At 45.5% G+C, this 12697-nt stretch carries 9 protein-coding genes; 7 read left to right on the forward strand and 2 right to left on the reverse strand.

The features are described from left to right. Positions 1-47: 47 nt before the first annotated feature. The 6 genes from flgL (at position 48) to fliD (ending at position 9997) form a co-directional block, all read left to right on the forward strand. Positions 48-1946 (forward strand): flagellar hook-associated protein FlgL, encoded by a 1899-nt coding sequence (flgL, locus tag AC0KUT_RS10040; protein WP_488835562.1) that lies wholly within the window; start codon positions 48-50, stop codon positions 1944-1946. Between the two features lie 209 nt (positions 1947-2155). Next, positions 2156-2482 carry a flagellar protein FliT gene (locus tag AC0KUT_RS10045; RefSeq protein ID WP_488835563.1) on the forward strand — a complete coding sequence of 109 codons (327 nt, stop codon included), beginning with the start codon at positions 2156-2158 and terminating at the stop codon, positions 2480-2482. A 228-nt stretch (positions 2483-2710) separates the two neighbouring features. After that, complete coding sequence (locus AC0KUT_RS10050) at positions 2711-4765, forward strand: flagellin N-terminal helical domain-containing protein (RefSeq protein ID WP_488835564.1); 2055 nt, start codon at positions 2711-2713, stop codon at positions 4763-4765. A gap of 71 nt (positions 4766-4836) precedes the next feature. Continuing rightward, positions 4837-5226 (forward strand): flagellar protein FlaG, encoded by a 390-nt coding sequence (locus AC0KUT_RS10055; protein ID WP_488835565.1) that lies wholly within the window; start codon positions 4837-4839, stop codon positions 5224-5226. Positions 5227-5644: 418 nt separating this feature from the next. After that, positions 5645-7672 carry a flagellin N-terminal helical domain-containing protein gene (locus tag AC0KUT_RS10060; protein ID WP_488835566.1) on the forward strand — a complete coding sequence of 676 codons (2028 nt, stop codon included), beginning with the start codon at positions 5645-5647 and terminating at the stop codon, positions 7670-7672. A 273-nt stretch (positions 7673-7945) separates the two neighbouring features. Further along, positions 7946-9997, forward strand: a complete 2052-nt coding sequence (gene fliD, locus AC0KUT_RS10065) for a flagellar filament capping protein FliD (RefSeq protein ID WP_488835567.1) — start codon at positions 7946-7948, stop codon at positions 9995-9997. Between the two features lie 76 nt (positions 9998-10073). Here fliD and AC0KUT_RS10070 read toward each other — a convergent pair whose 3' ends face one another. Further along, positions 10074-10928 carry a pirin family protein gene (locus AC0KUT_RS10070; protein WP_488835568.1) on the reverse strand — a complete coding sequence of 285 codons (855 nt, stop codon included), beginning with the start codon at positions 10926-10928 and terminating at the stop codon, positions 10074-10076. 71 nt (positions 10929-10999) lie between these two features. Next, positions 11000-11599, reverse strand: a complete 600-nt coding sequence (locus tag AC0KUT_RS10075) for an FMN-dependent NADH-azoreductase (protein WP_488835570.1) — start codon at positions 11597-11599, stop codon at positions 11000-11002. Between the two features lie 130 nt (positions 11600-11729). On the opposite strand from AC0KUT_RS10075, the gene AC0KUT_RS10080 reads away from it, so the two are divergent. Continuing rightward, positions 11730-12662, forward strand: a complete 933-nt coding sequence (locus tag AC0KUT_RS10080) for a LysR family transcriptional regulator (RefSeq protein ID WP_488835571.1) — start codon at positions 11730-11732, stop codon at positions 12660-12662. Positions 12663-12697 lie beyond the last annotated feature (35 nt).

Here is a 12697-nt window from a genome sequence, read left to right on the forward strand (position 1 = left end):
CAAATAGTTGCCACTCCGCGGTAATGCCGTTACGACGGGAGCACATAATGCGTGTATCAACCTCACAAATATATAACATCGCAACCTTGGGTATGAGCCAGGCGCAAGCGGCTGTAACTAAAACCCAAGAACAAATGGCAACGGGTAAGCGCGTGCTGTCACCCGCTGATGATCCCGTTGCGGCAACGACTATTTTGCAATTGAATCAAGAGCTCTCACGCACGGAGCAATTTAAGAAAAATATTGATGTGGCCGAGAATGGTCTCAATTTAGAGGAAACAAATTTACAGACCATTGTAGATTTGGTTCAGCGTATGCGTGAGATTGCGGTTTCTGCAGGTAATACCGCGGTCATGACCAAGGAGAACTATCAGTCTCTCGCGGCAGAGGTGGATACGCGTATTAGCGAATTAGTGAATCTGCAAAATACTCGTAATTCATCTGGCCAATATATATTTGCCGGATATCAAAGTGGCACTAAGCCTTTTGTGAGCGACGGTGGTGGAAACTATTCATATCGCGGTGATGAAGGACAACTGCGGTTGCAGGTTTCCACGTCCGTGAGCGTTGCAGTGAGCGATTCAGGTAAAAAACTATTTGTTGATGTGCCGAGTGGCCATAACACGTTCACCACATCGGCGAGCGCCAGTAATAAATCATTGCCACCCGCTATAATTTCCGTGGGGCAAGTATTTGATCAGGAAAAATTCGATAAACTTTACCCAAATGATTTGGTTGTTTCTTTCACCAAATCGGGCTCAGCAATAAATTTTAATGTCAGTGAACGCGCTTCTGGTAAACAGTTGCTGGTCAATCAGCCTTATATTCCCGGTGATGATATTGAGGTTGCCGGTGCGCGCTTTAAAGTATTGGGAAATCCTTATCCTGGCGAGGCCGCAATTGCAGGCAGCTTACCCTTTAGTGCTGCGCCGCCGTTAGCGGCAATCAATCCTGGGGATTCAATACGTATAACGGTGGGCGGTAAAACGGAACAGCTTACCTTCGCAGGTGGTGTTGCTATAGGAGATACCGCGGCATTTCTTGCTGAATTAAATACTGGCGCAGCTATCCCACCTACATTGCCTACGGGTAACGCTGCTAAGCTTGCCAACCTTGGTATTACTGCTACGGTGTCGGGTTTTGCGAGCCCTGTAGGGCAAAATATTTCTTTGAACGATGGCACTGGGGTTAGTGCTGCGGCCATTATGGGTAGCAATGGCACACGTTCAGTCAACCTTCCTTTTACGGCTCCCATTACGGCACATGATTTCACTGCCGCACCACTTACCTTTCAGTTGGAGGTAAACGGCAAGACTGAATCAATTACCTTTAACCAAAATATCACTAGCACCTTGGATCTTGCCGCCGCCTTTAATAGCCCCGCCAATAGTGCTCAGCTCGCGCGCCTTGGTTTAAGCGTGACGGAGCAGGGGATTATCTCCAATGCCAATAATAAGGTGACGATTAAAGGCGGCAATATATTTTTAGATGGTGTGACCGGTTTAAATACCCAAGAGGCGGGAACCTCTTCGACGCGCGGCGTACCAGTTAAGCCCGGGGATAGTTTTTTTATTGAGTCTACTGACAAGCAAGCGTTGCTCACCACACTTGCTCGTTTTAGTGATGCGATGAAAAATGTCGATAACTCGCCAGAGAAAAAGGAGGAGCTAGCGAAGATGGTCGCGAAAACGCTAACCAATTTAGATAATACAATTACTAGTTTAGCTTCGGTGCAAGGGGAGGTCGGGTCGCGCTTAAATACCCTAGAAAGTTCAACCGAGTTAAATTTGGATATAACCTTGTTCAGCAAAACTGTTTTATCCAGTCTTCAAGATTTGAATTATGCTGACGCTTCTATTGAACTGTCTATGCAGTCCTTTGTACTAACAGCCTCTCAGCAGAGCTTTGCAAAAGTAAGTCAGTTAACCTTATTTAATTATCTCTAATCTTCTGTTAATAAGCTTAAGCATGGGCAAATAACCAATACAGAGTTTGGCGCGCTGTATTGGTGATGGTGCTCGTATTTACTGCCTAATTGCCCTAGGTATTACCTAAGCTCATCTCTACGTACAATTCTTATGCCCAAAGCGCATTATCTTTGCTACTCTTGGTTCATTACGTCGCTCTACCATTGTCTTGTTAAAAAGAGTTTTCTATGGATATGAATTCATTGCTAGATCCTCTCGCGCGTGCCCTCAGTCAATCTCAAGCGCTCTTATCCTTAGCGGAAGCAGGTGACTGGGAATCTTTTGAAACGCTCGTGCAGCAGCGCCAGCAGGGCCTTCTCTCACTCAGTGACGAGGAGTATCTCGAATCCTTAGCTAATGCGAACTTGGAAGCTAAAGCAGCGGGCATTATTCAAGAGATCCAAGGCATAAATAAAATGTTAGCGGTACTTGCAGAGCGCGACCGGGAAAAGGTTTCGTCAGATTTACGTCAGTCTACTGTTGCTAGTAAAGCAATTGATGCTTATGGTCAGTAATTTGGCAAAGTAATTGTTTTATATAACTTTTTTTATCGCCCTTGATTAGTACCTTCGTAGAAAAGTTAGTGTTTACGTTAAAAAACCCCTAAAGCTATTCCTAGATGTGTCGATAACCTTGTTAGAAGTGCTGATTAGTCATTTGTCTCAGACTTCATCAACCGACACAGAGCAGCAAGACCTTAATGTGATGGTCACTGCTTAAGACATTAATCTAGGAGATTCATCATGGCTTTAGTAATTAACACAAACGTCGCCTCTCTGAATGCTCAACGCCAGTTGATGAATTCAGGCAACTCGCTTGATCGCGCCACCGAGCGTTTATCTTCCGGTCAACGTATTAACTCTGCAAAAGATGATGCTGCCGGCCTGGCAATTGCCAACCGTATGACATCGCAGGTTCGCGGCTTGGATCAAGCAATTCGTAACGCCAACGACGGCGTGTCGCTCATTCAAACAGCGGAAGGTGCGCTGTCGGAATCAACCAATATTCTTCAACGTATGCGTGAACTGTCGGTACAGTCTGCGAACGGTATTTATACAACAGGTGACCGTAAAACACTGGATGCCGAGGTTAAGCAACTGGTATCAGAATTGGATCGTATTGCTAAAACCACTTCATTCAACGGCCAAAACTTGCTTGACGGAAAATTGGGTAAAGTTGAGTTGCAAGTGGGCTCAAGTGCTAATCAAACTATCTCATTGAAAGTACCTGCGATGGATGCTAAGACCTTGGGTATGGGGTCTACCAGCGTGGATTTGATTGGTTCCGAAACAGTATTGGCCTCATTTGCCACAACGAAAACCATTAGTGAGGGCGACATTCTTATTAATGGCCAGTCAATTGCGAAAGGCACTGAAACTTTTAATGGTGCTGCAGATACAACTCAGGATTTGCTCGATTTAGTGAATAAAAATGTTCTGGGTGTGACTGCCTCTACCTATGCAGTGGCAAGTGCAACTGCAGCCGGCGATGGTATTTTGCTTTCATCGGAAGCTGTACAGGTAGCCTTAACCAATCTAGATGGTACAACCACAACCATTAATGTTGGCGGTGGCACAAAAGGAACCAGTAGTTTAAGTGAGCTGGTGGATAAAATGAATGCTGAAGCGGGTGGCAAATTCAGCGTCTCTATCGGTGATGATGGCAAAGTTTCATTGTCTGCTGAAAATGTATCCGGCATCGCCGTTACTGATGCTGCTGGTGCTTTAGGTGCTGGCATTACAACCGCCACCACTGCTCGCCTTGTATTAAAGGCAGACAATAATGATCCGGTTACTGTAACGCGTGGATCGACAGGTACATTAGAGCAGCTTGGCTTTCTTGGTTTTAAAGAAAATGATAAAGCCGGTACCATCGAAGGTAACCCAGTTAATGCTACAGCAATAGCCGTTGGTGATTTAAAAATTAATGGTGTGAGTGTTGGTGCTAGCGATACCGGTGGCTTGAGCGATAAGCTTAAAGCAATTAATGCAGTATCTGATCAAACTGGCGTAACGGCTACAGCATTTGTGTCTGCAACATTGGACTTTACAGGTGTGGATCTTGCTGATGTGTTGGCTGAAGACGGCGCTCTATTGAATGGTGTGGCCATTGACTTTAGTAGTGTTGCCTCAGGCGGTCCACTTCAGGCTGTGGTGGATGCATTTAATACTGTAACTGATAGTACTGGCATAACAGCTTCGCTATTGGGTAGCAGAGTCGTCCTAGAAGGTAACGTTGCAAGCTTGGCATTTGCTTCAGATGGTACCGCTGGCTCTTGGGCTGGTTTAGAGACTGCTGGTGTTGAGTTGGTAGTAGGCAACGACGCTGCAGCGACAGCGTTAACTGATACATTGGTTTCAGCTGGCGGCATAAAGTTAACCAGTAATAATGGTAACCCTATCTCTGTTGATGTTAAGGATAGCGCTGCCGAAGCTAAAACTGGTTTGATCGATTCGAATGCTGGTGCTGGCGGTGCGTTTGGTGCTTCAATTGCCTCTTTAAGCATTGATACTCAGGCTAATGCTCAAAAGGCGATTAAGATTATTGATAATGCTTTAACTACAATCAGTGATGTGCGTGCAGAGTTGGGTGCGGTGAACAACCGTTTAGACTTTACGGTATCAAACTTGGCGAATATCTCCGAGAAAACCTCTGCCGCTCGTTCACGTATTACCGATGCAGACTTTGCGGCAGAAACAGCAAACCTAAGTCGTTCACAAGTGTTGCAACAGGCGGCTTCAGCCATGTTGGCTCAGTCAAATGCGCGTCCACAACAAGTGTTATCTCTTCTGAGATAAGTTGACTAGTCTCTCCACTGAGTTCAGTTAAATCGAACTCGGTGGAGAAGCTCCTTAGTGAGGATTAAGGTATGAACGAAATCACTAAAGTCACTGCGAGTCCGACGTCGGTTGCACCGGTGTCGGCTTCGCCACAGGCGGGCAGTGCAAAAGGTCAAAAAGTCGGCAATGATTTGCCGCTTGCCGCTGTTGCGGCAAAACCGGAACCTAAAGAACCTGTCAATTCACAGGCGATTGAGGAGCGAGTTCAGGCTGCTGTTGCGCAAATGAATGAATATATTCAGTCCACGCAACGGGATCTTAACTTCAGTTATGACCCTAATTCAGGCGAGACAGTTGTTAAGGTTTTAGACCGCTCTACACAAGAGGTTATTCGGCAGATTCCCGATGAAACTTTTTTGCGTATGGCGCAAACCTATAACCCAGATGAACCCGGAAGGCTGTTTAGTGCAAAGGCTTAATAGCCTTTAAAAACAGTAAGTTAAAGGTTTTTTTTGTTGTTGAAAAAAGAGAGTGGCTTATGCCTCTCTCTTTTTTTTCGTCTGGCGTTTTTGAAAAAAATTATTTAATTATTTTTCAAAAAGTTAAATCTATGTAAGGGTATTAACCTGATATTTGGTGTGCTTTTTACGGTGTACCAATTTAATTTTTACCCATTTATTATCTGCTAAAAAAACTCCTTGAATATGTGTTGGCATAGTCTGTGCAAAAACTCGTTTAGGCAGCTCGTATAGAAATCTTGTTGACGTAATTTCTTACAAACCTTGCCACGAAGTTCTCACAGACCATGCAATGCAGATTGTCTATGTCACTGAGCTTCATCAGTCGGCTTGTCACAGGAAAGCACTGTGAACAGGAACAATCATTAGGAGATTTATTATGCCTTTAGTCATTAACACCAATGTCGCTTCCTTAAATTCACAGCGTCAATTGATGAACTCGGGAGGTGCGCTAGACCGCGCGTCAGAGCGGTTGTCCTCAGGGCAACGTATTAACTCTGCTAAAGACGATGCGGCTGGTCTTGCCATTTCAAACCGTATGACCTCGCAAATTCGAGGCTTGGATCAAGCCATTCGAAACGCAAATGATGGTGTGTCACTGATTCAAACTGCAGAGGGTGCGCTGCAAGAATCAACCAATATCTTGCAGCGTATGCGTGAGTTGTCGATTCAATCCGCTAACGGTATCTATTCAAATGCTGACCGATCGACACTGGATGCTGAGGTGCAACAGCTTATTCAGGAATTGGATCGTATTGCCACATCGACCTCGTTCAATGGGCAGAAATTATTAGACGGTTCACTCGGAAAAGTGAACTTGCAAGTTGGCTCTGATGCAAATCAGACCATCACCATGAAAATACCTGCAATGGATGCAAAAACCCTCGGTATGGGCTTTGTGGGTGTTGATATGCTTGGTGGACAAATGGATTTGGTTGGTCCTCCGGCCTTGGTACTGAATGAAAATGATGTGCTCATTAATGGTCAATCGCTGGTAAAAGCGCTGGAAACCTTTGATGGCGCTACAGATACTTGGGATAAGTTAATTGGTTATATTAATACCAATGTGCAGGGAATAGATGCATCTAGCTACGCTCAAGCAACGGGAACCGGTGTTGGTACAGGGGTGCTTGAAAACGGTGGAATCTTCGAAGTTACTATTACTAAGTTGGATGGTTCCTCTAGCGTTATTCAAATCACTAACACGCAAAATATTAAAGAGCTGTCAGAAAAGATTAACTCAGAAAGTGGTGGCTTGCTGAATGCGTCTATTGATGACAATGGTCGCCTAAGTCTTGCCGCGCAAAATGTTGCAGGCTTGACGATTGTGGATACAACTAATGCGGGCGGGTCTATAGCGGGCACCTACAACGGTCGCTTGGTGCTTGAGTCAGAGCATGGTGATCCTATCACTATCACCCGCGGTTCAACGGGCACGCTGCTCCAGCTTGATAAGCTTGGTTTTAGAGAGAATACCAATGCTGGTCAAGTAGAAGGGGTAGGTATTACCACACCGGCTGTAGCGTGGAATGTGGGCGATCTAAGTATTAATGGGGTTAGTATCTCTAACAAAGATACTGATAGCCTTGCGGGCAAAATTGCGGCAATTAATACGGTACAAGAAGATACTGGCGTTACGGCGCAAGCCTTTGTTGCCACCACATTGGATTTTAGTGGAGTTGATTTGACCACTATTGCGAGCCCTCTGTTGATGAACGGTGAAGCTATAGCCATTAATGGTTTGACGACGATTGCCGATGTGGTTAATGCATTCAATGCGAAGAAAGATACCACTGGCGTAACGGCAACGCTTCTTGGGACGCGTGTAGTGCTTGAGGGTAATGCAGCGGCTATTACCTTCGGTACTGATGGTACCAATGATGGCTTAACGGATTTGAATGCGGCTGCATTACAGATTCAGTCTGGCACAGGCGCAGCAGCAACCATTGGTGCAGTAACGGAGACCGTACCTGGTGGTATTAAGCTCACCAGCACTAACTCTTCGCCCATCAGTATTAAGCTTGGCCCAAATGCTGTAGCCGCGACTATGGGATTGTTAGAGTCTAATGTTACAGCCGAAGGCGCCTTTGGTACGGCTATAGCCTCTATCAGTATTGCGACGGCTCAAGGTGCGCAGAAAGCCTTAGGCGTAATTGATAAAGCTTTATCAAGTATCAATGAGGCGCGCTCACAGTTAGGTGCTATCAATAACCGTCTTGACTTCACCATGTCTAACTTGGCGAACATATCGGAAAAAACATCTGCATCTCGCTCGCGTATTGTAGATGCTGATTTCGCGGCAGAAACGGCTGCCTTAAGTCGCTCGCAAGTCTTGCAGCAAGCGGCACAGGCGATGCTTGCACAGGCAAATGCACGGCCGGAGCAGGTGTTACAGCTATTGAGATAGCATTTGAGGTGTTCTTTACATCGCTTAAACCGCAGGAAACTGCGGTTTTTCTTTTTAAAAAATTCAAACCTAGCATTAAAGTGCACAAGGAATATGTTCGTTTTAATTTTCTAGTGTGGCCCGCTTTGTGCTGTTTATATTTATATCTATCTAAATGTACTTATAGCAGCAGATTGACGGTGATTTTTTAAAAAAAGCGGCAAAATAGGCTAAAGTTTGCCCGTAGCATGCCGCTAACATTCATATGGCGGTAAATTTGAGGCCGGAGGCGTTATGATTAGCAGTACATCAAATACTACGAGCAATGCATCGACAGGGTCGAGCATTATCAGCGCCTTGGGCACAGGTTCAGGTATTGATAGCAATAAACTGGCTGATCAGCTCACTGAAGCTAATAAGATGGTTCAAGCTGGAAGGCTTACCACCAAGAAAACACTGCTAGAAACACAAATATCCGATTACGGTATGTTGCGTAGCTCTCTCTCTAAGTTACAGACTGCTGCAGGATTACTCGGCAATGCGGATACCTTCAACGCCAAATCTTTATCTATTCCTGACACTAAATTAATCGGCATTACCAAGCTGAATGCTTCAGCAGGTGCGGGCAACTATCAACTGAAAGTAGAGCAAGTGGCTCAGTCCCAATCAGTGAGTTCAGGGGCTTATGACTCACTGACTTCACCGGTGGGCAAGGGCACGCTCACGTTGCGTTTAGGTGAGTGGAATGATGCCCTAAATGATTTTACCGTTGACTCCACTAAAACTGGTGCAACCATCACCATCGATGACGGAAATAATTCTTTAACTGGGTTGCGTGATGCTATCAATAAGGCTGCTATTGGCGTCTCTGCCAGTATCGTGAGCGATGGTGGTTCTTATAAGTTGTTACTAACTGCAAAGTCTGGCGCGAAAAATGAAATTGAAATTACGGCCGCTGAAGATCCCAGTTCACTTGGGTTGGCGAGTCTTAATTTTAATGAGACCACTTCCAATCTAACCCAACAACAAGGTGGTTTAGATGCAAAAATCCGCGTTAATGGGTTACTGGTCAATCGCGAATCGAATCAAATTAATGATGTAGTTGCAGGTCTTGAGTTCGATTTGTTTACAGCATCTTTAACAGAAACTATTAGCGTTACTGTTTCTGAAGATAAGGCTGTTGCGGAGCAGACAATCCGTGATTTTGTGGCGGCTTACAATACTTTTAAAACTGAAGTTGAAAAGCTGGTTGGATTTGATGCGGAGCTTGATGACTATGGCAGTTTACATCGTGATCCTTTAGCAAAGAATTTAATGCAAGGTGTTCGCAATATTCTCTCGTCAAGCGTGAGTGGGTTGAGCGATGGTTTTACTAGTCTCTCCAATTTGGGTATTCGCACCGAGTTAGATGGCTCATTAAAAATTAAAGAAGTGGAGGGCAATACAGGCTTTCGTGCGGCCATTGATAATAATTTTGCGTTAGTGCGCGATTTGTTTATTCCTAAGACTTCTTCATCGGCAACGAATATTGTTGTCAATAAATTCTCTGCACAGAGTCAGCCGGGCACTTATGACGTGGCTATTACTCAGCAGCCTAGCAAGGGTAAGTTAACGGGAGGTGATCTTCCTGTTTTTCCTGTGGATACGGGTGTTAAGGATTATTCCTTTAAGGTTAAGATTGACGGCATTGAGTCTAATTTAATTACTCTGCCTAGCAATAAGTCTTATTTGACTGGCGAAGCCTTGGCTGCAGACATGCAAAGTCTTATAAACTTGGATCCTAATTTAAAAGAAGTGCGCTCGGTCGTATCTGTGAGCTTTACCAATAATAAGTTGGTATTTACGTCAGACTCTTATGGTTCTACCAGTCAGGTGGCAGTATCTAATGTGGGTGCCGATATTGGTGAAATAGGCATAACCCTAGCGACGGGTGCTAAGGGAACCGATGTCGGCGGAAGCATTAATGGTAAGGCGGCCTTTGGTTATGGCAACGTCTTATTACCCGCCTTGGGTGATGCGTCGGAGGGGCTAGGTTTAACTATTCAGCCTGGCGCCACTGGCGGCACTATTACATTTTCGCGCGGTTTTTCCGGCACTATGACCAATATGATTAATGACTACCTTAAAACGTCTGGAGTCATAAAAGATCGTGAAACAAATATCAATAAAGACATAGTGCGTGTTGAAAAAGATGAGACAGATTTAAATCGTCGCAGTGATGCATATAGGGCGCGCTTGATGGCGCAATTTCAGGCGATGGAGTCTATAGTGCGTTCGTTGAATTCCACTGGCGATTTCCTAGATGGGATACTCGATAGATTGCCATTCACATCAAGCAATAACTAATAGCTAGCGATCGTGCAATAAAAAGCCACCCAAGGATAACTTGGGTGGCTTTTTTGTGTTGTCTATAGCTGTGGGCTTAATAATTGATAAGTTCGCCACTGCGATAGTCTTGAATTGCCTGCTCAATTTCATCTGTCGTATTCATAACAAAAGGGCCGTATTGTACGACGGGTTCGTTGAGCGGTTTGCCAGAGATCACTAAAAAGCGTGCCTCTTCCTGTAGAGAATAAACGCTTAGTTGATCGCCTTTACTTAATATGCCCGCATTTCCTTTGGTTAATTTTCGCTTGTCTTCGCCTATTGCAATATTGCCTTCATAGACATATACGAACGTGTTGTGATCCTCTGGTGTTGCGTGATGAAACTCTGTGTTAGCCGGCAGTTGTAGATCCCAATAAATGGCTTCGGTTGTTAGGCCCTGAATGGGGCCGCTGATGATATTGCCAGCAATAAATGCGCTATTGGCAATGACCTTTATTCGCCCGCCCTGAGGCAGGTTGGCAGAGGGGATGTCCTTTGCTGCAATGTCTTTATAGTGTGCAGGTTTCATTTTCTCTGCAGCGGGTAGGTTCAACCAGAGTTGAAAGCCGCGCATCAATCCATGCTCTTGCTGGGGCATTTCCGAGTGAATAATCCCGCGACCCGCCGTCATCCACTGAACATCACCGCTGCGTAGATGACCTTTGTTGCCCATATGATCTTGGTGCAGCATGTGCCCATCCAACATGTAGGTAACGGTTTCAAAGCCGCGGTGCGGATGTGAAGGAAAGCCTGCGATGTAGTCATCTGCGCTGCTGCTGCCGAATTCATCAAGCATTAAAAACGGGTCGAAACGGGCAGTTTGCTGCTGACCCAAGCTGCGTTTAATCCGCACTCCTGCGCCATCGCTGGTTTCGCGACCTTGAATAATTTGCTGTAGTTGCCGTTGCATAAGATGTCTCCTTAGTAATGATTATTCCCTAATCTGAGCGGCTAAAAAATTATCGGGTATGGGTGCAGTGTTTAGGCTGCTGCACCTTGCTTAATTTCAGCTTTGGCCTGAGTAAACGCATCATCTTTTTGACCCATGTTCAAACCTTCCGCATAGATAAACTGGACATTTTTCAAACCTAAAAAGTTCAAGAAAGTCGTTAAGAATTGGGTCTGCGAATCTGAAGGCAAGCCTTTGTGAATGCCGCCACGAGTGGCAATAATATAAACGGGTTTGTCGTTTAATAAGCCCACTGGACCGGTTTCAGTGTACTTAAAGGTGACGCCCGCACGAGCTATATGGTCGAAATATGCCTTTAAGCTTGAGGGAATGCCAAAGTTATACAATGGCACACCAATGACTATGGCATCTGCGGCTTCAATTTCAGCAATGATTTTGTCTGAGTAATCAATTACTGCTTGCTGCGCTGATGTGCGACCTTCCGCCGGTGAAAAAAGCGCTTGCACTCGCGTTGCATCTAAGTGCGGCACGGCTTCCTTGGCTAAATCGCGTAGGGTGATAGTGCCGCTAGGGTGCTCCGCTTTCCATTGTTGGACGAACTCCTGGCTTAAAACACTTGAGTTCCCATTGTCACCAAACAGGCTGCTATTGATTTGTAATAGGTTTGTCATTGTGAAGATCCTCATGGTTGATCTGACGTAATCTGTGGCTTTATTGCCATGAGGCTATTAAATGATTTGACGAGTGAATGATAAATAGTGATATTTGGTGGATATTGATCTAATAATTGGATGAGTTGCTATGAGTCTTGAGTCAAAAATGCCTGCGGTGAGTGGTATTAGTGAAAATAAAGTCACCCTAGAGCAGTGGCGTGCGCTTTTGGCTGTAATAGACGCAGGGGGATATGCTAAAGCAGCGGAGCTGTTGGGGAAAAGTCAGTCCTCAGTTTCCTATGCTATTACGCAACTTGAATCGGCACTGGGGGTAAAAGCATTCAACCTGCAAGGGCGCAAAGCCGTAGCGTCGCCAGCGGGAGAGTTGTTATATAGACGCGCCAAATTATTGTTAGAGCAAGCAGAGCGTTTGGAGAAGTCTGCTCATTGCTTGTCAGTACAGGTGGAGCCGCTCATTAAAATCGCGGCTGATCTCATTGTGCCGCCCGTACATGTACTCAAATGCTTGGCCATTTTTGCACAAGACTTTCCCGATACCCGTGTTGAGATGTTTGAATCAGTGTTAAGCGGTACTGAAGATGCGCTCTTACAGCGTCATGTAGATTTGGCCATAGGTGGCCGTGTGCCCACAGGGTTTATGGGGGAGAAGTTATTTACGTTGGTGATGCATGGCGTTTCCAGCCCCGAACACCCGCTTCAGCATCTAGGGCGGCCCGTTCAATACGAAGATATGCGCCAGCATCGGCAGATTATCGTGCGTGACTCGGGCCAGTATCGCAGGCGAACTGAAGGCTGGCAGGAGGCTGACCAACGCTGGACAGTGAGCCACATTAAAACTTCCTTGGAGGCGATTCGCATGGGTTTAGGTTATGCCTGGCTCCCGGATGCTTACACTCAAGAAGATATAGCGGCGGGGCGCTTACAATATTTGCCCGTTGAAATAGGCGCAGAGCGCGATGTGACTGTGTATCTAACCTTTGCCGATCAGGATTTTGCTGGCCCTGCTACTAAACGTTTAGCGGAAATACTTAAGCTACATTTGCCGCAATTTTGTCGTTAGTCTCTAGTGTGGTTAGCGCTTTTTTCTGTCCTTAA

This window comes from Cellvibrio sp. 25HG11W-0 (assembly GCF_057815475.1).